This window comes from Streptomyces sp. AgN23 (assembly GCF_001598115.1).
Taxonomy (GTDB): domain Bacteria; phylum Actinomycetota; class Actinomycetes; order Streptomycetales; family Streptomycetaceae; genus Streptomyces; species Streptomyces antimycoticus.
In genome coordinates this window covers 9,049,413-9,068,561 of record NZ_CP007153.1, presented here as the reverse complement: position 1 = coordinate 9,068,561, position 19,149 = coordinate 9,049,413, and the positions used below count along the sequence as shown (strand labels likewise).

The window sequence follows — 19,149 nt, the reverse complement described above, 5'->3', positions numbered from 1 at the left end:
GCGCCCATGCCACCCGGGTGGAGTGCCGGGCTCGCCGGGTCAGCCCTTGCGGGCGTAGCCGAGGTAGGTGACCAGCGGCCGGGCGTCCGGGGCCAGCACGAAGTCGACGATCGGCGGGATCTGCCCATCGCCGATCTGCCCCTTGCGGCGCGCCATGGTGGCCTTGACCAGGCTGCGCGGGTCCTTGGGCTTGAAGTCGCAGATGTCCTCCTGTGTCATGACCCGTACTCCGCTCGCCGATGTGGCCTGCTCGATCGCCCGCGCCACCGATCTCTTCGGCGACGCCTGGACGACGCTGATCATGCGGGATGTGCTCACCGGGGTCACCCGCTTCGACGATCTCGCCCATGACCTGGGCATATCGCGGAAGGTCCTGGCCGCCCGGCTGTCCCGGTTGGTCGAGGAGGGGGTGCTGGTCCGGGAGCGGTACCAGGAGCGTCCGCCGCGTGAGCACTATCGCGCCACCCCGAAGGGCGAGGAGCTGTATCCGGTGCTGCTCGCCCTGATGGAGTGGGGCGACCGCTGGTACGCGGGTCCCGCTGGGCCGCCGGCCCGGATCCGCCATCTCGGCTGCGGACAGGACACCACGCCGGTGTCCGCGTGCGCCCACTGCGGGGAGCCCCTGACGGTCGGCAACACCACCCAGCTCCCGGGCCCCGGCGGGCGCACCGGACCCGGCACCCGGGTGCTCGGGCCGTTGCTCGCCGCGCGGGAGGACACCCCGGAGACCGGGCGACCGACGACGGTTTGAGCGAACGGCACGGGGCACTCGGCGCAGCAGCCGGGCATCCGACCACGAGGAGCGCCGACCATGCGCTACGAAGAACTGACGGGCCTGGTCCAGGCCCGGGCCCAGCTCCCCGACCGGCAGTCGGCCGAGCGGGCGATACGGGCGACGCTCGAGACCCTCGCCGAGCGCATCCCGGGCGGACTGGCGGACCATATGGCGGCACAGCTGCCGCAGGAGGCGGGCGAGCCCCTGCGCCGGGTCGCCGCCGCACACGAGGGCACGCCCGAGGAGCGGGCGCACCGGCGGGACCACGGCGAGCGGTTCGACCTCACCGGTTTCGCGGGCCGGGTCGCCTGGCGCACCGAACACACCGAGGAGGAGGCGCTGCGCGAGGCGGCCGCCTTCTTCGAGGTGCTGGACTCGGCCGTGGACCCGGAGCTGATGGAGAAGCTCTACGGTGTGCTGCCGAGCGACATCCGGGAGCTGCTGCCGGAGGCACGGGCCGAGCAGGGCTAGCGAGAGCGCGCCCGGGGGTCCCGAGGGGCTGTGCGAGCGGTTCACTCCGGCTGCCCCGGCTGCCCCGGGTGGCCGGGGTGGCCGGGGTGGCCGTGGCGCGGCGGCGGGCCCGGCTCGGCCGCCGTCTGCGGCGTCACCGGCGATCCCCCGCGCGGCGGATCGGGCCGCTCGGGGAGCGGCTCGGCGCCCGGCTCACCGGGCGAGGGGGTGGCGCCGCCTCCAGCCGGCGCAGGCGCGCCGTGACCACCTCGACGGCCGGAAGGCGGTCGGCGTGGGAGCGCTCGTACTCCAGCAGCTTCCGCAGCCGCTCCTCGGTGAGGGCGCGGACGCGGTGCCGCAGGGCGCCGAGCGGCAGATGGTCGTCATCCGCGAGCGGCAGGTCGTCATGGCCGGCCATCCGCCCTCCCTCCGCCCCTCCCCCGGGGCCCGTGCGGCGAGCGGGCACCCGCGCACGTACGGCGAAAACGACATCACGGGCGAGGGCGGCGGGGAGGGCTGCCACCCCGCCGTGCACAACGGGGAGAGCACCGCGGGGCGGCAGCGACCGAGCCGGGAGGACTCGGCCGAGCCGCTGGGGCGTGGGATGTTCCCGGCGGCTCATCGGCGTCTACGGACCCCATCGGTGCCCTGTTCACCTTTTGTCCGAAGGTGAGCACCCACGGGTGAGCACCCGCCGCTCGAGCACCGGCCACGCCTCCGGTGATCGTCTGTCAGGCTGTTCCCATGCCGACCACCACCGTGTCCGAGCGCGTCGACGAACTGCTCTCCGGGACCCGCCCGCTGCCGATCATCTCCGCGGGCGTCCCCGTCCTCCGGCAGCCGGCCCTGCCGTACGAGGGCCAGCTGGCCGCGGACCAGCTGGACCGGCTGCTGGCGGCGATGCGGGAGACGATGCACTCCGCCCCCGGGGTGGGACTCGCCGCCCCGCAGATCGGTGTGCCGCTGCGGCTTGCGGTGATCGAGGACCCGGCGGAGGTGGCGGACGAGGTGCGGGAGGTGCGCGGCCGGGTGCCGCAGCCGTACCGGGTCCTGGTCAATCCCGCCTACGAACCGGTCGGCGACGGCCGGGCGGCGTTCTTCGAGGGGTGCCTGAGCATCCCCGGCTGGCAGGCCGTGGTCAGCCGCCCGGACCGGATCCGGCTGCGCGGGCAGGACGAGACGGGGCGCGAGCTGGACGAGGAGTTCACCGGCTGGCCCGCGCGGATCGTCCAGCACGAGACCGACCATCTCGACGGCGTCCTCTATCTGGATCTGGCCGAAACTCGTTCCCTGTCCTCGGCCCAGGCCGTCAGCGACTACTGGTCCCAGCCCACCCCCGCCACCGCCGCCCACGCACTGGGCTTCCCGCTCCGGGCCACTTCTGGCACCGATGACGACGGCGACACCGGCACTACCGCTCCGTAACCACGGGCCGACCAGCGGCATGTGTTCGTCATCGACTGGCAGTCGCCGAATCACCACACGGACACTGTGACGTACGTCGCCACGGCAAGACTGGTGAACGCCTGCAGTGCGCGCCGCCTCAGCGCACCGCACGGCGAGTGAGGCGTTTCTTCCGCTCTTCCCCAGTTCCCGCCGCTCCTGACTTCCCTTGAACGGAGAACAGGAATGTCCGTGCTCACGACGTCCTCGACGACGGCGCCCACCAGCTCGTACGTCACCTCGATCGCTCACACCCAGGAGCAGATCCACGCCGCCCAGCGGCTGCGCTACCAGGTGTTCGGCGAGGAGAGGGGCGGCCGGCTGGACGCCGCGGTCGACGGCCGCGACGTGGACGAGTTCGACGAGGTCATGGACCACCTGATCGTCACGGACACGGCGACGGGCACCGTGGTCGGCACCTACCGGCTGCTTCCCCCCGGACGCAGCGAGCGGCTCTACTCGGACACCGAGTTCGATCTGCGCGGTCTTCCGACCGAGGTCCGCTCGTCCATGGTCGAGACCGGCCGGGCCTGTGTCCACGCCGACCACCGCACGGGCGCGGTCATCAACCTCATGTGGGCCGGCCTGGCCCGCTATGTGCTGCTGTCCGGCCATCGCTATCTCGCGGGCTGTGCCTCGGTCCCGCTGGCCGAGGGCGAGGGGGCGGCCGCCAACGCCTGGCTGCTGGGCACCACCAAGCACGCCGCCCCGGCCGAGATGCGGGTCCACCCGCTCGACCCGTGGATACCCTCGCGGCCGCTGGACGGCGAGCCCAGCTACGCGGACCTGCCGCCGCTGCTCCGCGGCTATCTGCGGGTCGGCGCCTGGATGTGCGGCTCCCCGCAGCACGACCGGGCCTTCAACGACGCCGACTTCTTCGTGCTGCTGGACACCGAGCGGATGAACGACCGCTACCGCCGCTACTTCCTCGGTGAATCCCGGTGACCGACACGGCCGCGATGAGTCTGCCCGAGCACGCCTGGGCGGGCTGGTCCCCGTGCACTCCCGGGTGTGTCTCCCACGCCGCCGACCGCGTCCCGGCCACCCGGGGCGCCCGGCGGGCCGCGGTCTTCGTCCGGGCGGTGACGGGCGCGATGCTGTCCGGTCGGCGGATCGCCGAGCCCGAGACCCTGCGGGCGCGGGCGGCGACGCTGCTGGACTCCCTCGGCATCCGGCTGGAGGTGACGGGCGACCCCACGCTCAGCGCGCCCGGCGGCACCGGCACGCTCGTCGTGGCGAACCACATCTCCTGGCTGGACATCCTCGCGCTGCTCGCGGTGGAGCCCGTGGTGATGCTGGCGAAGCGGGAGATCGCGGGCTGGCCGCTGATCGGCTCGCTGGCCACCCGCGCGGGCACGCTGTACATCGACCGCGGTTCGCTGCGCGAACTCCCCGACACCGTACGGGAGATGGCTGCCCGGATGCGTGACGGCCAGTCGGTGATGGCCTTTCCCCAGGGCATCACCTGGTGTTCGGGCACCGGCGGCAGCTTCCGGCGGGCCACCTTCCAGGCCGCGCTGGACGCGGGCGCGCCGGTGCGTCCGGTGACACTGGAGTACGTCCAGCACGGCGCCCCGACCACGGTGGCGGCCTTCGTCGGCGAGGACGACTTCGGCGGCTCGCTGCGCCGGGTGCTGCGCGCCGACGGGCTCACCGTGCGGGTGGCCGTGCACCGTGCGCTGCGGCCGATGCGGGATGTCGACGACCGGCGCAGGGTCGCGGCACAGGCCCAGGCGACCGTCTGCGGGGCGCGGTTGCCCCTGCAGCAGGAGATCCCCGCCCTCGAACTGGCGCGCTGAGCCCGTCCGCTCCGGGCCCTCCGTCCCGGGCGACGGGTCCCGGCCGCTCCCCGTCCCGGCCACTCCGTCCAGGGCGAGGCGTCCCGGCCGCTCCCCGTCCCGGCCACTCCGTCCAGGGCGAGGCGTCCCGGCCGCTCCCCGTCCCGGCCACTCCGTCCCGGGCGCCGCCTCCCGTCCATGGATGGAGCGCCCGGGGCGGTGCTCAGCTCTCCGTCCGCCGGTCCTTGACCCGGCGGATCTTGCCCACGGAGCGCTCCAGCGTCTCCGGGTCCACGACCGCCACCTCGACCGTGAGCCCCACCCCGTCCTTCACTCCCCGCCCGATCGCCGCCGCGGCGGCCGCGCGCTGCTCGGGACCGACGCCGGGGCGGGCCTCGATCCGCACCGCCATATGGTCCATCCGGCCGCGCCGGGTCAGCTCGAGCTGGAAGTGCGGGGCCACCGCCGGGACCCGCAGCACGATCTCCTCGACCTGGCTGGGGAAGACGTTGACCCCGCGCACGATGAGCATGTCGTCACAGCGGCCGGTGATCTTCTGGATGCGCCGGAAGGCGGGGCGGGCGGTGCCGGGCAGCAGCCGGGTCAGATCGCGGGTGCGGTAGCGGATGACGGGGAGCGCCTCCTTGGTGAGGGTGGTGAAGGTCAGCTCCCCCTCCTCGCCGCCGGGCAGCACCGCGTCGCCGAGCGGGTCGACGATCTCCGGGTAGAAGTGGTCCTCCCAGACGTGCAGTCCGTCCTTGGTCTCCACGCACTCCTGGGCCACCCCGGGGCCGATCACCTCCGAGAGCCCGTATATGTCCACCGCGTGGATGTCCATGCGCTCCTCGATTTCCCGGCGCATCTCCTCCGTCCAGGGTTCGGCGCCGAAGATGCCGACCTGGAGGGAGGTGGAGCGGGGATCGACGCCCTGCCGCTCGAACTCGTCGAGGAGCGTCAGCAGATAGGACGGCGTGATCATGATGATCTCGGGCCTGAGGTCCTGGATGAGCCGCACCTGCCGGGCGGTCATGCCCCCGGAGGCGGGAATGACGGTGCAGCCGAGCCGCTCCGCGCCGTAGTGGGCGCCGAGGCCGCCGGTGAACAGCCCGTAGCCGTAGGAGATGTGCACCTTGTGGCCGGGCCGGCCGCCGGCCGCGCGGATCGAGCGGGCGATCACCTCCGCCCAGACCGCCAGGTCGTGCTCGGTGTAGCCGACGAGGGTGGGGCGGCCGGTGGTGCCGCTGGAGGCGTGGAGCCGCCGCACCTCGCTGTGCTCGACGCCGAACATCCCGAAGGGGTAGGTGTCGCGCAGATCGTCCTTGGTGGTGAAGGGGAACCGGGCCAGGTCCTCCAGGGTGCGGCAGTCCTCGGGGCCGACCCCGGCCTCGCGGAACTTCTTGCGGTACAGCTCGACATGGTCGTACGCATGGCGCAAGGTGGCGCGCAGCCGGGTGAGCTGGAGCGCCCTCAGCTCCTCGGGGCTCATCCGCTCGGCGTCGTCGAGCGGAGCCACGCTCAGGGATTCCGCCATGGGCCGTCCACCACCTCCGCTTGCCGACCGAACATTCGGTTACCGTTCGGGCGCGGTCCAGTAATCCAGCATCCGACCTGGCTGTCAAGGGTCCGGACAGCCCGGCCGCGCCGGTACGCACCCGGCCGGGCTCGGAACCGTGCGAGGGGGGTGAACGATCGTCGCCGTCCCTCCGTATCCGTAGCTGCGAAGGACGCAGCCGCGACCCGGATCCGATGCGAGAGGGCCTTTTATGTACGACGCCGCCGACGCCGCCGCCCGGCACCCGCTCCGGCCCGCCGGCCGCCCCCCGCGCCGCCACCGCCCGCGCGCGATGGCGGTCGCGGCGGCGGTGGGCGCGCTGCTGACCGTCGCCGGATGCGGGGGCGGGGACGGGGACGGGGACGGTAAGGCGGACGCCAAGGCGGAGACCGGCGGGAACGCCGCCCGGCCGAGCGCGAGCCCCGCGCCCAAGGCCGCGCGGGTGGAGCAGCTCGCCTCGGCCGCCGGCTGCGAGCCGCAGTTCACCACCAAGGTGGACGACTACCGCCAGGCCGTCTGCAAGACCGCCAAGGGCGAGTTCGTCTTCCTCGACTTCGTGACCGCCAAGGGCCAGCGCGACTGGCTGGAGACCGCGCAGATGTACGGCGGGGTCTATCTGGTCGGCAACCGCTGGGTGCTGTCGTCCTCGCCCCGGAAGAACATGGCGACGCTCCGGGACGAATTCGGCGGCACCATCGAGGAGGACACCTCCTACGGGGGCGCCTCCCGCACCCCCAAGTGATCACCTGCCCATCACTCGCCACCGATCCCGTGTCCGGCGGCTCCTTCCCCTCCCCGCCCCTTCCCGAACCAGGGGCTTCGCCCCTGGACCCCGAGGCGTCGACGAGCCGACCGTCGCCGCCGTGAACACCCGCGCCGGCGGCCTGATCGCGGTCGGCACGCCGACGCGGCCGATGACCGGGCGGACGCCCGCGCACCTCCGGGGCGCCCGGCCCGGGGTCTGGGGCGGGGCCCCAGCGGAGGGAAGGTGCGGGGAGGGGAGCAGCCCGCCGCAGGCTTCACGACCCGCCGGACACCCCCTGAACGTCGGCGAGAGCCCGCAGCGTGGCCGCCTCCCGCGGCAGCAGCCGCTCGTCGTCCCCCGGCACGAACTCCAGCAGGACATCCAGCGGCGGGCCGCCGGACACCGCGGCGCGGTGGGTGAGCAGCCGCTCGAAGGCGCCGCGCCACAGCGGGGCACGGGCGGTCAGCGGCAGCCGGGTGGTCCCGGGCCACCAGGAGAAGGCGTGCACCGCGGCGATCCGGTCCCCCAGCGCGTCCAGCCCCTTCAGCGCCTCGGCGTCGGGCATGTCGACGGGCGGCTGCCAGTAGGTGGCGACCTCGGCACGGTCCACCTCGTCCAGCAGCCGGAGGGTGTGCTCGGCGCCGTCGGTCAAGGTGTTGCGGTGGAATTCGTAGGCGAGTTCCACCCCCGCCTCCGCGGCGAGCGCGGCCGCGCGCCGGGTGTCCTCGACGACCGCGCGGCGCGCCTCGGGCGGGGTCTTTCGGGTGCCGGTGGCGCCCGCCCAGATCCGGATGCGCGGGGCGCCGAGCGCCACGGCGGAGCGGAGCACCGCGTCGAACTCCTTTGGGTCGCCGCGCCCGGCGCGGTAGTAGGAGCCGTACGAGGCGACGGCGAGCCCGGCGGCCACGGTGGCGTCGCGGACCCGCCGGGCGGTGTCCTCGTCGCCGGGCGGCACATGGACGTCACCGCCCCATTCGACGCACTCCAGGCCCGCTCCGGCCACGGCGGCGATCACCCGGTCCGGGTCGAGCCCGCGCAGCGTCACCGAGCAGATGCCGAGCCGCGTCACGGGCCCGCCTCCGTGACGGTGGGCGCGTCGCCCGCGCCGAAGTCCACCACGACGCCTGGGCCGTCCGGCAGCCGTACGGTGACCGCGAGCCCGTTCACCTCGGCGGTGGCGAGATCGGCGAGGGGGGCCGGGTCGCGTTCGCCGGTGAGCGAGGCCAGTGCGACGAAGAGGGTGCCGGCCGGGTCCTCGCCGACGGTGCCGGTGAGTTCGGGGACCAGGGCCCATGGCCCGTACGCGGTGCCCTGCGGCGCCCGGACCGCGGTGGCGCTCTGCCAGCCGTGCAGTCCGAGGAGCTGACCGGTCACCTCTTCCCCGTCCAGCCGTATCTCGGGGCCCTGTTCCGTCTCCGCCGGGGTGCCCGGGGGCAGCGCGACGGCCCAGCCGCTGTGGTGGATCCGGGTCCCGGCGGGGGCGCCCACGGCGCGGTGGACCCGCACTTCGAGCCGGCCGCGGACGAGGGTCAGGCTGTCGACGCGGATCGAGGGCACCTTGGGGCCGGCGTCGGGGAAGGCGGGGGCGTGGGAGGAGGCGAGCCAGTCGGAGCCCGCGGCCAGGGGGTGGATGCGCAGCCGGGCGCTGCGCACTCCGCGCATCTCGACGGCGATGTGGTTGTCGGGGGTGTTGTCCGCGCTGGTGGGACCGGTGCGGGTGGAGTAGGCGAGCCGGGCGTAGAGCGGGTCGGCCGGCCCGTGCTCGGCCTCCCAGGGGCGGAGTTTGTAGCTGCCGTGGTTGTGCAGCCGCACCAGCCCGTCCCGGCCGGTGGTCTGGACGAGGAACCCGGCGGCGGGCAGCGCCAGCGCCCGGTCCGGCCCCTCGACCGGCGCGGCCTCCTCGGTGGCGGTCCACACCGGGTGGTCGGGCGGGAGCAGCAGGCCGAGGAACCCCTTGGAGGCCCAGTAGGGCGAGCCGGGCCCGGAGTAGCGCTGCAGGGTCGCGGCGTGCGGCCCGTACCAGCCCAGACTCAGCACCCCGTCCTCGGTCAGCGCCCCGCGGTCCAGGAAGTGGCGCAGCGCTCCGCTGAGGATGCGGCGGGTGGCCCCGGGGGCGAGAGGGGTGTGGCCGGTGAGGGCGCCGAGGGCCACCGAGGCGACGGCGGCGAAGCGGTAGGTGAGGGAGCGGCCGTGGTGGATGGGGGCGCCGTCGGCGTCGAACAGCAGCGAGAAGCCCTCGAGGAAGGTGCGCAGCCGCGGGCCGAGCCGGTCCAGCAGCGCTCGGTCGCCGGCCAGATGGGCGTGGAGCAGCGGGTACAGGTGCAGCGCCCAGCCGTTGTAGTGGTCGAACGACCGTCCGTCGCCGTCGGAGTACCAGCCCTGGCCCTCGTACCAGCCCTCCAGGAGGCCGAGCCCGCGCTCGATGGCGCGGGCCGTCTCGGCGTCGCCGCGCCCGGCGGCCTGAAGGAAACCGGCGACGGTGAGGGGGAAGAGATACCAGTTGTTGGGGGCGGGCTGGTGGCGCAGCGCACCGCGCAGCCATTCCTCGGTGCGGTCCTGGGCGTCGGGCGGCAGGGCGTCCCAGGTCCACGGCGCGGTCAGCCGCAGGCCCAGGGCCACGGACGCGGACTCCACCATGGGCTGGCCGTGGGCGCCGTGATGGCCGATCACCGGCCAGGACTCGGCGTCGTCGCGCCCGGGGGTGCGGGTGCCGCGGGCGATGCCCGCGGTGTAGCGCTCCAGGAAGCCGTGCTGGTCCTTGCCCGAGGTCCCGGCGGCGCGGAAGGCGGCGAGGAGGAAGGTGCGGGCGAACCCTTCGAGCCCGTCGGAGCGCACCCCGGACTTCGATGGGGGTCCGGGCAGGTCGATCAGGCCCTGGCCGGGGGTGGCGTAGCGGAGGGCGGCGTGCAGCATGCCGTCCGCGGCGGCCTCCCAGTGGGCGCGGGTGTAGCCGGTGTGGGGGCTGAGGGTGCGGTCGTCGGCGGGGAGGAGGAAGGGGAGCTCGGGCATGGCGGGGTGGGCCTCCTGGGGACGCGGGACGTGCGAGGGCGCGCCCTCTCACGCCGAGCGGTCGAGGATCTCCGGTCGTACGGGGTGGGCGAAGTCGCGGCCGGTGACGTAGTTCTCGATCTCGCCGATGGCGAGGTCGGCCAGCCGGCGCAGCTCACCGCTCTTGGATCCGGCGATATGCGGGGTGAGCAGCGCGTTGTCGCAGTCGTACAGCGGTGAGGTGGCGGGCAGCACCTCCGGCACGGTGACGTCGAGGACGGCGCGGATCCGCCCGGCCACCAGCTCCTCGGTCAGCGCGTCCTGGTCCACCACCGCCCCGCGCGCGGTGTTGATGAGCGTGGCGCCGTCCGGCATGGCGGCCAGCAGCTCCCGGCTGACCAGCCCCTGGGTGGCCGGCAGCAGGGGGGTGTGGACGCTGATGACATCGCTGCCGGCGAAGAGTTCCCGCAGGCCGACCTGGCGCGCGCCGAGTTCCCGCGCCTCCTGAGCCGTGACATACGGGTCGTACAGCCGCAGGTCGAGGTCGTACGGGCGCAGCAGCTCGATCACCCGGCGGCCGATGACGGAGGCGCTGAGGATGCCCACTGTCCGGCGGTAGTTGCCGGCGTCCGGATAGCGCTCGTTCCAGTCGATCGTGCGCCGCTCGGCGCGGTAGTCCCGGGCGATGTCCAGGACGCGCTTGTTGGACAGCAGGATCATGGCGACGGTGTACTCGGCGACGGGTACGGCGTTGGCCGCGGCCGCCGAGGAGACCGCGATGCCGCGCTCCCAGCAGGCGTCGGTGATGTGGTGGCGCACGGTGCCCGCGGTGTGGACGACGGCGCGCAGCCGGGGCGCGGCGTCGAGCGCGCCGCCGTCCAGGGGCGGGCAGCCCCAGCCGGTGACCAGCAGTTCGGCATCGGCGAGGGCACGGCGCGCGGCCGGGGTGGTGAAGTCGTCGAGGACGAGGCCGGGGTCGAGATCGAGGAGTTCGGTGAGCCGGTCCATACGTCCGGATCCGAGCACTTGCCGGGCGGAGCGCTCGGCCATGGCCAGGGCGGCTCGGGGGCGGTGACGGGCGGAGATGTGCGGGTCGGTCACTTCACGCTCCCTGCGGTCAGTCCGGACTTCCAGTAGCGCTGCAGCATCACGAACGCCACGATCAGCGGCACGACGGCGAGCAGTGAGCCGATGACCACGAGAGGGTAGTACTCGGGCGAGACGGTGGCGGCGCTGTTCCAGGTGTAGAGGCCGAGGCTGAGCGGATACAGGTGCTGGTCGGAGAGCATCACCATGGGAAGGAAGAAGTTGTTCCAGATGGCCGTGAGCTGAAAGAGGAAGACGGTCACGAACCCCGGCCCGAGCATCCGCAGGCTGACCCGCACATAGGTCTGCAGCTCGCCCGCGCCGTCGACCCGGGACGCCTCCAGCACCTCGCCCGGCACATAGCCGCTGCTGAGCAGGCGGGCCAGGTAGACGCCGAACGGGTTGAAGAGCACCGGGATGAAGACCGACCAGAAGGTGTTCACCATGCCGATGTTGGAGGCCACCAGATAGAGCGGGAGGGCCAGCACGGTCGGCGGCACCATGACGCCGGTGAGCACGAGGCCGAACAGCTTCTCCTTGTGCCGGAACTCGTACTTGTCGAAGGCGTAGCCCGCGGCGACGCTGATCAGCGAGCCCACCAGGGCGCCGACGACCGCGTACAGCAGGCTGTTGACGTACCACTCGCCGTAGAGCCCGCCGTCCATGGAGAACAGGTCGGAGAGGTTGCGCCCGAAGGAGAAGTCGCCGAAGGAGAGGATGTCGCTGCCGAAGAGGGCGTCGGCGTTCTTGGTGGACGCCAGCAGCAGCCACAGCGCGGGCAGCATGGTGTAGAGGGCGGCGATCAGAACGACCGCGTTGGCGATGCCACGGCTGGTCAGCTTGGAGCGCCCGAACGGCTTACCGAGCGGTCTGGCCGGCGGTCCCTGGGGGGCGTTCACGGGGGTGGTGGGTGTCGTCGTGGTCATCACGCTCTCCGTTCCCGGCGGCCCGACCAGCGCGTCACGGCGTACGACAGGACACAGGTGACGATCAGAAGAATGATGGAGGCCGCGGAGGCGAGTCCGTAGTTGTTGCGGCGGAAGGCCGCGTCGTAGATGTACATGTTCGGGGTGAAGCGGGAGTTGACCATCGGGGTGGCCTGGTTCATCAGCATGGGTTCGGTGAACAGCTGGAGCGCGCCGATCAGGGAGAACATGCACACCATGACGACGGAGCCCCTGATGATGGGCACCTTGACCTGGAGCGCGGTGCGGAGGCCCCCGGCGCCGTCGATGGTCGCCGCCTCGATCACCTCACGCGGCAGCGCCTGGAGCGCGGCATAGAAGATGATCATGTTGTAGCCGAGCCCGCTCCACAGGGCGATGTTGACGATCGACGGGAGCACGGTGTGCAGACCGAGGAAGTCGATGGTGATATCGGCCTGGGCGAAGAGCTTGATAACGGGGCTGAGCCCCGGGGTGTAGAGGTACAGCCAGATGACGGCCGCGATGATGCCGGGAACGGCGTGCGGCAGATAGACCAGCATCTGCGCGGTCCGCCGCATCCGGACGAGGCCCGAGTCGAGCAGCAGGCCGAGCGCGAGCGCGCTGATGACCACGAGCGGGACGAAGATCACGCAGTAGAGGGCGATGGTGCCGAACCCGGAGAGGAAGCTCGGGTCCTGCAGCACCGAGAGATAGCTGCGCAATCCGGTGAAGACGGTGCGCCCGCCGCCGAAGCCGAGTCCCTCGTGGTCCTCGGAGAAGAGGCTGAGGTAGATGGCGTAGCCGACGGGGACCAGGAACACGGCGACGAGCAGCGCCGTGAAGGGGGTCAGCAGAACGGCGGCGGCGATCCTCTGCTGGCGTCGTCCGGTTCTGCGGGGCGGGTCGGCGGCGGCCGTCGATGGCGGCGCCGCCCCTTTCGAGGACATGACGGTGCTCACGGATTACCTCGGCTTCAACGGGAAGAGGCGCGGCTCGGGGTGGGACGGGGAGAGGAGGGGGTTCAGCGGGTGGTGACCGACAGGCCGAGGCTCTTCAGATCGGGCATCGTCCGGCTCTGGGCATCGCGCAGGGCTTTGAGGATGTCGCCGCTGCCGGCCCCCGCCTTGGCAAGCCCGTCGTCACCGGAGCTGGTGGTCGAGGTCATCCGCGGGCCCCACTTCCAGGTGGGCGCGATCCGCTCGGCCTCCTTCTGGAAGAGACCGAAGATGTCCTGGCCGGAGTAGTAGCTGGTGTCCATCTCCTTGCGGGCGACCGGCACCAGGCTGGGCACGGACGGGAAGGCGCTGCTGACCCCGCTGGCGAGCTTGGCCTTCAGTGCGCCGGGGCTGGTCACCATCCAGGAGATGAACTCCATGGCCTCCTTGGGGTGCCGGCTGTCCTTGGTGACCATGAAGGTCGAGCCGCCCTGGGTGCTCACCTTGGGTTTCGCCGGATCCCACTGCGGCATCGGCGCGATGGCCCATTTGCCCTTGCCGTCGGGGGTGGACGCCATCATCGAGCCCGCGGCCCAGGCACCCGCCAGATAGCCGGCCGTCTCCCCGCTGCGCAGATGGGCCCGCCACTGCTGACTGGACCCGGGCTCCACCCGCACCAGATCGTCGTCCATCAGCCGCTGCCAGTAGCCGGCGACCTTACGGGTGGGGGCGTCGTCCATGGAGATCTGCCAGGTGTCCCCGACGGTGTCGTACCACTTCGCCCCGGCCTGCCAGGCGTACCCGGCCAGATAGAGGGTGCCGCCGGTGGTGAAGAGGCTGCCGATACGGGTCCGCGGCTGGGCCTGCTTGAGCTTGCGGGCCGAACTCTCGAACTCCGCCCAGGTCTTGGGGACCGGAATGCGGTTCTTGGTGAAGATGTCCTTGCGGTACAGGAAGACCATCGGCTCGATGTCCACCGGCACGGCGTAGGTGCGCCCGTCGAAGGTGGTGAGGTCCAGCGCCTGCGGGAGGATCTTCTCGCGGACCGAGTCGGGCATCAGCTGGGTGATGTCCCGGGGCACGCCGTCGATGGTGAAACCGGGCAGCTGGGGGTATTCGATGGTGGCGACGTCGGGGGCGTTGCCCGCGCGCGCGGCGTTGCTGAGCTTGGTCCAGCCGCCCTGCTCCCCGGAGGGCACCTGCTGGAATTCGACCTTGATGCGGTCGTGGGTGCGGTTGAACTCGTCCACGACTTCCTGACTGCCGCGCAGCGCCGACCAGAAGGTCAGGCGTACGGGACCGTCGCCGACGGTGTCGGATCCGCGACTTGTCGAGCAACCCGAACAGCCCGCCAGGACGAGGGCGAGCAGCGTGAGCAGTGCGGTGGTGCCCGCCGTCGCCCGGCGTCCGGTTGCCGAGCGACCTGGGCCTCCATGACCAGGCATGGGCCCTCCCCTGAGTCAGCGGTGGAGTCAGGGGAATCTTGAGCGCTTGACTGAAAAGCCGTCAATACATCGAACAGAAGAAACTAAAACGGTCAAACAATCAGCGAAGTGGGACGGTGGAATCCCGGACCACCAGCTCCGGCAGCAGCTCCAGATGGCGGGCGGCGCCGGCCCACCGCCCGGTCCGCGTCCGCTCCAGGCGGCGGGTCAGCAGCTCCAGCGCGGCCTGTCCGACTTCACCCTTGGGCGGGGCCACGGCCGTCAGCGCGATCTGCCCCATGTCGGCGACCACATCGTTGTACGCGACCACCGAGCAGTCGCGCGGCACCTCGACACCCGCCTCCCGCAGCCGCTGGACCAGCACCAGCGCGTCCATGTCGCCGTGGATCAGCGCGGCGGTGGCTCCGGCGCGGCGCACCGCGTCGGCCAGGTCGGCCGCGCCCGCGTCACGCGGGCGCGGGTCGGGCCCGGCGGTGCGCGAACTGAGCATCACCGGGCACCCCTCACGGATGCCACGAGCCGCGGTCTGCGCCGCGAACTCCGACCGGATCACCCGTGCGGTGGGGCTGTCGTCGCGCGCCGCCAGCACGATGCGCCGATGGCCCAGCGAGGTCAGATGCTCGAGCGCCAGATGCACTCCGTGGGCGTGGTCCGAACGCACACAGTCCAGCCCGTAGATGGCACTGCCGCGGTGGGGCCGGCGCTCCACCAGGACCACGGGGAGCTCCAGGGCGCCGAGCCACGCGTGGTCCGCCCGCTCCTCCGCCTCGGTGCGCCAGCGCGGGGAGAGCAGCAGCCCCCGCGCACCCGCGTCCAGCGCCTGGCGGACCGCGCGCTCGGTGCCGCGCTCGTCCGCGGCGATGTGCAGCGCGAGCCGCAGCCCGGACTTCTCGGCGGCCTCGCGCGCCGCCTGGACGGCCTCGGTCAGATAGGTGTTGCGCTCGGGAACCACCATGCCGATGGTGTCGCCGGTGGCGGAGGACTCCTGGGCCATCGGCCGCAGCGAGCGCGCCACCCCGTGGCCGCGGCGCACCTCCCCGCGCTGGGCCAGGTCCTCCACGTCCCGCCGTACGGTGACGACGGACACCGCCAGCTCATCCGCGAGATCGGTGATCCGGGCGCTGCCCCGGGCCTCCACCAGTGCCGCGATCCGTGCCTGCCGCTTCCGCGCCGACTCCCGCATGTTCCCCGCCCCTGACGCGATCGGCTTTCGTCCGTACTCGAAACACCGCCATAGTAGCGATCATTCGATCAGAAAGCAGTCGGCGGGCGTCCGGAGGAGGTCAGCACTCGGTGACGCCGCGCGCCCGCAGGGCCGTTCGCAGGGCCCGAGTCGCGTAGTACGTTCGCGATTTGATGGTTCCGGGAGGCACCCCGAGCGCCCGGGCGGTCTGGCTGACACTGCGGTCCAGATAGTGCAGATGCAGCAGCACTTCCCGTTGCGGGGGCGCCAGATCCGCCAGCGCGTCCCACACCAGCTGGGCGGTGAGCGCCTGATCGACCGCGTCCGGCAGCGCCATCTCCGCCTCACCGGCCGTCTCCACCGATCGCTCCGCCTGGTCCCGGTAGCCATCGGTCACCAGATCGCTGACCACGGTGAACAGCCGATTACGGACGGTGTCGTCCATGGGGCCGACGTCCATGGGGCGCTGCCAGGCGTGGATCGCCACCTCCTGCACGATGTCCTGGGCCCGGTGCCAGTCCCCACCCAGCATCCGGGCCGCCAGGCGGTGCAGTGCCGAGCCGTGTCGTCGGTACAGCGTCCTTAAGAAGGTGTCGGCGTCGGTCGTGACGGCCGCCGTGCGGATGTCCATCGTCTCGTTCCCCCCGAGGCTGATGTGGCAATGGCGCGAGCGTAGAGAAGGGCGACGCCGATTGAGTGACGAAAGTCTGACGTCGCATGGCGGCCGGAAGAACGCGGTGCCCGAAACGGGCTCGACTAAGATCCCTAGTTGTGCGATTTACGGTGGTAGGCCCGGTCAGGGCGTGGCGTGGCGACGTGGAACTGGAGCTGGGTCCGCCCAAACAGCGAGCGCTGCTCGCACTGCTGCTGGTGCGGGCGGGACAGCCTGTGGCGCTCGGCGAAATCGTCGATGTCCTCTGGGCGCAGGATCCGCCGAGCACCGCGGTGAATGTGGTGCACCGCCATGTGGGCTCGGTGCGCCGGCTGCTGGAACCCGGTCTGCCTGCGCGGGCGAAGGGCAGCCGGCTGGTGCGCAGCTCGGGCGGCTACCGGCTGAACGCCGACGCGGACGCGCTGGATCTGCTGCGGTTCCGGGAGCTGAGCGAAACGGCGCGGCGCACCGCCGCCGCGGGCGAGCCGGAGCGGGCGGCCGAGCTCTTCTCACAGGCGCTCGCCCTGTGGCAGGGGCCGACCGCCACCGGAGTCCCCTCCGATATCCAGACCCATCCCGTCTTCTCCGGTGTCGACCGGGAACTTCTGGCCATCGCCAAGGAGGCCGCCACGACGGCGCTGGCCTCCGAAGTCCCGGAGCAACTGCCCACCGTGCTCCAGCAGTTCGCCGCCCACCATGCGCTGGACGAGACCCTGCAGGCCCAGCTGATCCGGGTGCTCGCCGCCACCGGACGGCGGGCTGAGGCGCTGGAGGTCTTCTCGACCGCGCGCGACCGGCTGGCCGATCAGCTCGGCGTCCCGCCCGGCCGTGAACTGCGCGCCGCCCATCGCGAGGTGGTGCCCCGGTCGACCCCGGCCCCCGCCGAGCCGGTCCAGCCGGTCCCTCCGGCGGCGCCGCCCGCCCCGGTGGTCCGGCCGGCGCAGCTCCCGCCCGACCTGCCCGCGTTCAGCGGACGCCATGCCGAACTCGCCGGTGTCCATACTCTGCTGCCCGAGGGTGCCGAGGCCGGAACACCGGGTCCGGTGGTGATCAGCGCGATCGACGGGATGGCCGGGATCGGCAAGACCACGCTGGCCGTGCACTGGGCCCATCGGATCGCCCACCGCTTTCCGGACGGGCAGCTCTACGCCAATCTGCGCGGCTTCGATCCGACCGGTTCGATGATGTCGCCGAACGAGGCGCTGCGGGCGTTCCTCCACGCACTGGGGATTCCACCGAACCGGGTGCCCACGGGTCTGGACACCAAGACCGCGCTGTACCGCAGTCTGCTGGCCGGGCGGCGGATGCTGATCCTGCTGGACAATGTGGTGGACTCCCAGCACGTGCGGCCGCTGCTGCCCGGCTCCCCCGGCTGTCTGACCATCGTCACCAGCCGCAATCAGCTCCACGGTCTGATCGCGAGCGAGGGGGCCCGTCCCCTTACTCTGGGGCCGCTGTCCCCGGCCGAGTCCCATGAGGCGCTGGTCCGGCGGCTGGGCACGGACCGGGTCGCCGCGGAGCCACAGGCGGTGGCGACCATCGTCCGGCTGTGCGGGCGGCTGCCGCTCGCGCTGGCGGTGGTGGCCGCCCGCGCCGCGACCCGTCCGTCCTTTCCCCTTTCTTCTGTCGCCGCGGAGTTACGCGAGAGCCAGGGCAACCTCGACGCGTTCGCGGGCCCCGATCCGAGCACCGACGCGCGGAGCGTCTTCTCCTGGTCCTACCGGGCCCTGGACCGGGAGGCCGCCCGGCTGTTCCGGCTGCTCGCCCTGCATCCGGGGCCCGAGGTCTCGGCAGCCGCGGCCGCGAGTCTGGCCGGGCTCCCGCTCCGGGTCACCCGTGCCCTGCTGACCGCGCTCACCCGCGCCCATCTGCTGGTGGAGCAGGCCCCGGGCCGCTACACCTTCCACGATCTGCTGCGGGCCTACGCCATGGAGCTGGTCCAGGACCACGACACGGACGAGATCCGCCAGGACGCCCGGCACCGGATGTCCGACCACTATCTGCACACCGCGCGCACCGCCGTCACGCTGCTCGCCCCGCGCCGGACCGAACCGCTGCCGCTGTCCCCGGCCCGGCCCGACGCCGCGCCCGAGCACCTCGGCGGCCAGGACCGCGCCGAGGCATGGCTCTCGGCCGAGCGGGGCGTTCTGCTGTCGGTCGTCGATGACGCCCGCGACCACGGATTCCCGTCCCACGCCTGGCAGTTGGCCGTGACACTGGAGCTCTTCCTGGACCGGCGCGGCCACTGGCAGGAGCAGACCGCCATCCAGCGCACCGCGCTGGGTGCGGCCCTGGCGCTGTCCGATCGGCTCGGCCAGGCACACAGCCACCGCACCCTGGGGTTCGCCGAGGGACGGCTGGGCCGGTACGAGGAGGGGTGTGGCCATCTGGAACGGGCGCTGGAGATGTTCACGGAGCTCGGCGAGGCGGGCGGGCAGGCCCGCACCCTGCGCTCCCTGGCGTTTCTGTCCAACAGCCAGAGCCGCTACCAGGAGGCGCTGGACCACTACCGGCCCGCGCTCGACCACTACCGCGCCGCGGAAGACCTCAGCGGGCAGGCCAGCGTGCTCAACGAGATCGGCTGGACCCATATCCTCCGTGGTGAGTACGAGCACGCGCTGGCCCACTGCCGCCAGGCCGTCGAACTGCACCGGCGGATCGCCGACTCGGCCGGCGAGGCCGCCGCGCTGGACAGCGTGGGGTACGCGTACCACCACCTCGCACGGTATGAGCACGCCCTCACCTCGTACGGCCGGGCGCTCGCCATCTACCGCGAGATCAGCGACCGGTACCTGGAGGCCGACACCCTGCACCACCAGGGGGACACGCGCCTGGCCCAGGGCGACCTGGCCACCGCTCTCATCGACTGGCGCGGGGCCCTGGAGATTCTCCAGGAGCTGAACCACCCCGATGCCCGGGTCCTCGACGGCAAACTGGGGCAGTACCGGCAGTCACCGCATCCGGCCTCGGCTCTCAGCGGGTGACGGAGCCTGGTGGGCGTGGTCTTCCGCGCTGTCGTATCCACGGCGGGGCGCCTCCGGGTCGTCGGGACGGTGCGCGGCGGGCTGCTCGGGCGCGGCCGGGCACCGGGTTCTCCCTGCCGTACGTACGGGCCCGGTGAGTTGCTCAACCGGGTGGGAAAAATTCTCAACGCCCCTGCGGATCGCGGCCGCGCAGGGTAGCAGCCGGAA

Annotated in this window: 18 protein-coding genes; 7 read left to right on the top strand and 11 right to left on the bottom strand. The window is 72.5% G+C overall.

Annotation, left to right across the window (positions count from 1 at the left end):
- Positions 1-39: 39 nt before the first annotated feature.
- Positions 40-219: a hypothetical protein gene (locus tag AS97_RS39355; RefSeq protein WP_086711897.1), complete on the bottom strand. Its 180-nt coding sequence runs from the start codon at positions 217-219 to the stop codon at positions 40-42.
- Between AS97_RS39355 and AS97_RS39350 the strand changes: the two genes are divergently transcribed.
- Entirely contained in the window at positions 218-751 is a 534-nt protein-coding gene (locus AS97_RS39350) for a helix-turn-helix domain-containing protein (RefSeq protein WP_210566573.1), read from the top strand. The genes AS97_RS39355 and AS97_RS39350 overlap by 2 nt on opposite strands.
- Before the next feature lie 60 nt (positions 752-811).
- Positions 812-1,246 carry a DUF2267 domain-containing protein gene (locus AS97_RS39345; RefSeq protein ID WP_059146127.1) on the top strand — a complete coding sequence of 145 codons (435 nt, stop codon included), beginning with the start codon at positions 812-814 and terminating at the stop codon, positions 1,244-1,246.
- A 133-nt stretch (positions 1,247-1,379) separates the two neighbouring features.
- Here the strand turns inward: AS97_RS39345 and AS97_RS39340 are convergent, their stop codons facing one another.
- Entirely contained in the window at positions 1,380-1,643 is a 264-nt protein-coding gene (locus tag AS97_RS39340; RefSeq protein ID WP_349017625.1) for a hypothetical protein, read from the bottom strand.
- A gap of 326 nt (positions 1,644-1,969) precedes the next feature.
- On the opposite strand from AS97_RS39340, the gene def reads away from it, so the two are divergent.
- The 3 genes from def (at position 1,970) to AS97_RS39325 (ending at position 4,467) form a co-directional block, all read left to right on the top strand.
- Positions 1,970-2,650 (top strand): peptide deformylase, encoded by a 681-nt coding sequence (def, locus tag AS97_RS39335; RefSeq protein WP_210566572.1) that lies wholly within the window; start codon positions 1,970-1,972, stop codon positions 2,648-2,650.
- A 204-nt stretch (positions 2,651-2,854) separates the two neighbouring features.
- Positions 2,855-3,613: a GNAT family N-acyltransferase gene (locus AS97_RS39330; RefSeq protein ID WP_210566571.1), complete on the top strand. Its 759-nt coding sequence runs from the start codon at positions 2,855-2,857 to the stop codon at positions 3,611-3,613.
- Positions 3,610-4,467 (top strand): lysophospholipid acyltransferase family protein, encoded by an 858-nt coding sequence (locus tag AS97_RS39325; protein WP_210566570.1) that lies wholly within the window; start codon positions 3,610-3,612, stop codon positions 4,465-4,467. Before AS97_RS39330 ends, AS97_RS39325 begins: the two co-directional genes overlap by 4 nt.
- Before the next feature lie 202 nt (positions 4,468-4,669).
- Here the strand turns inward: AS97_RS39325 and paaK are convergent, their stop codons facing one another.
- Positions 4,670-5,977: a phenylacetate--CoA ligase PaaK gene (gene paaK / locus AS97_RS39320; protein WP_086707941.1), complete on the bottom strand. Its 1,308-nt coding sequence runs from the start codon at positions 5,975-5,977 to the stop codon at positions 4,670-4,672.
- A gap of 232 nt (positions 5,978-6,209) precedes the next feature.
- Between paaK and AS97_RS39315 the strand changes: the two genes are divergently transcribed.
- Entirely contained in the window at positions 6,210-6,740 is a 531-nt protein-coding gene (locus AS97_RS39315) for a hypothetical protein (RefSeq protein ID WP_210566569.1), read from the top strand.
- 277 nt (positions 6,741-7,017) lie between these two features.
- On the opposite strand, the gene AS97_RS39310 is transcribed toward AS97_RS39315, so the two are convergent.
- The 8 genes from AS97_RS39310 to AS97_RS39275 form a co-directional block, all read right to left on the bottom strand.
- The gene (locus AS97_RS39310; RefSeq protein ID WP_210566568.1) at positions 7,018-7,812 is read right to left on the bottom strand and encodes a TIM barrel protein; all 795 of its coding nucleotides are present in this window, start codon (positions 7,810-7,812) and stop codon (positions 7,018-7,020) included.
- Positions 7,809-9,752: a DUF2264 domain-containing protein gene (locus tag AS97_RS39305; protein ID WP_210566567.1), complete on the bottom strand. Its 1,944-nt coding sequence runs from the start codon at positions 9,750-9,752 to the stop codon at positions 7,809-7,811. The genes AS97_RS39310 and AS97_RS39305 overlap by 4 nt, the downstream gene beginning before the upstream one ends.
- A gap of 48 nt (positions 9,753-9,800) precedes the next feature.
- The gene (locus AS97_RS39300) at positions 9,801-10,832 is read right to left on the bottom strand and encodes a hydroxyacid dehydrogenase (RefSeq protein WP_210566566.1); all 1,032 of its coding nucleotides are present in this window, start codon (positions 10,830-10,832) and stop codon (positions 9,801-9,803) included.
- Complete coding sequence (locus tag AS97_RS39295; protein ID WP_059146134.1) at positions 10,829-11,743, bottom strand: carbohydrate ABC transporter permease; 915 nt, start codon at positions 11,741-11,743, stop codon at positions 10,829-10,831. The genes AS97_RS39300 and AS97_RS39295 overlap by 4 nt, the downstream gene beginning before the upstream one ends.
- Entirely contained in the window at positions 11,743-12,690 is a 948-nt protein-coding gene (locus AS97_RS39290; protein ID WP_086708799.1) for a sugar ABC transporter permease, read from the bottom strand. Before AS97_RS39290 ends, AS97_RS39295 begins: the two co-directional genes overlap by 1 nt.
- A gap of 74 nt (positions 12,691-12,764) precedes the next feature.
- The gene (locus AS97_RS39285) at positions 12,765-14,123 is read right to left on the bottom strand and encodes a sugar ABC transporter substrate-binding protein (RefSeq protein ID WP_210566565.1); all 1,359 of its coding nucleotides are present in this window, start codon (positions 14,121-14,123) and stop codon (positions 12,765-12,767) included.
- Positions 14,124-14,223: 100 nt separating this feature from the next.
- Positions 14,224-15,306, bottom strand: coding sequence for a substrate-binding domain-containing protein (locus tag AS97_RS39280; protein WP_210566564.1), 1,083 nt, complete (start codon positions 15,304-15,306; stop codon positions 14,224-14,226).
- A gap of 100 nt (positions 15,307-15,406) precedes the next feature.
- The gene (locus AS97_RS39275) at positions 15,407-15,937 is read right to left on the bottom strand and encodes a sigma-70 family RNA polymerase sigma factor (protein ID WP_086708789.1); all 531 of its coding nucleotides are present in this window, start codon (positions 15,935-15,937) and stop codon (positions 15,407-15,409) included.
- A gap of 185 nt (positions 15,938-16,122) precedes the next feature.
- On the opposite strand from AS97_RS39275, the gene AS97_RS39270 reads away from it, so the two are divergent.
- Positions 16,123-18,942 carry a BTAD domain-containing putative transcriptional regulator gene (locus tag AS97_RS39270; protein WP_349017624.1) on the top strand — a complete coding sequence of 940 codons (2,820 nt, stop codon included), beginning with the start codon at positions 16,123-16,125 and terminating at the stop codon, positions 18,940-18,942.
- The last annotated feature ends 207 nt before the right edge of the window (positions 18,943-19,149 follow it).

Coding starts and splice junctions, on each gene's coding strand:
- AS97_RS39350 (WP_210566573.1), top strand. CDS start 218: ATGACCCGTACTCCGCTCGCCGATGTGGCCTGCTCGATCGCCCGCGCC.
- AS97_RS39355 (WP_086711897.1), bottom strand. CDS start 219: ATGACACAGGAGGACATCTGCGACTTCAAGCCCAAGGACCCGCGCAGC.
- AS97_RS39345 (WP_059146127.1), top strand. CDS start 812: ATGCGCTACGAAGAACTGACGGGCCTGGTCCAGGCCCGGGCCCAGCTC.
- AS97_RS39340 (WP_349017625.1), bottom strand. CDS start 1,643: ATGGCCGGCCATGACGACCTGCCGCTCGCGGATGACGACCATCTGCCG.
- def (WP_210566572.1), top strand. CDS start 1,970: ATGCCGACCACCACCGTGTCCGAGCGCGTCGACGAACTGCTCTCCGGG.
- AS97_RS39330 (WP_210566571.1), top strand. CDS start 2,855: ATGTCCGTGCTCACGACGTCCTCGACGACGGCGCCCACCAGCTCGTAC.
- paaK (WP_086707941.1), bottom strand. CDS start 5,977: ATGGCGGAATCCCTGAGCGTGGCTCCGCTCGACGACGCCGAGCGGATG.
- AS97_RS39315 (WP_210566569.1), top strand. CDS start 6,210: ATGTACGACGCCGCCGACGCCGCCGCCCGGCACCCGCTCCGGCCCGCC.
- AS97_RS39305 (WP_210566567.1), bottom strand. CDS start 9,752: ATGCCCGAGCTCCCCTTCCTCCTCCCCGCCGACGACCGCACCCTCAGC.
- AS97_RS39295 (WP_059146134.1), bottom strand. CDS start 11,743: ATGACCACGACGACACCCACCACCCCCGTGAACGCCCCCCAGGGACCG.
- AS97_RS39290 (WP_086708799.1), bottom strand. CDS start 12,690: ATGTCCTCGAAAGGGGCGGCGCCGCCATCGACGGCCGCCGCCGACCCG.
- AS97_RS39285 (WP_210566565.1), bottom strand. CDS start 14,123: ATGCCTGGTCATGGAGGCCCAGGTCGCTCGGCAACCGGACGCCGGGCG.
- AS97_RS39280 (WP_210566564.1), bottom strand. CDS start 15,306: ATGCGGGAGTCGGCGCGGAAGCGGCAGGCACGGATCGCGGCACTGGTG.
- AS97_RS39275 (WP_086708789.1), bottom strand. CDS start 15,937: ATGGACATCCGCACGGCGGCCGTCACGACCGACGCCGACACCTTCTTA.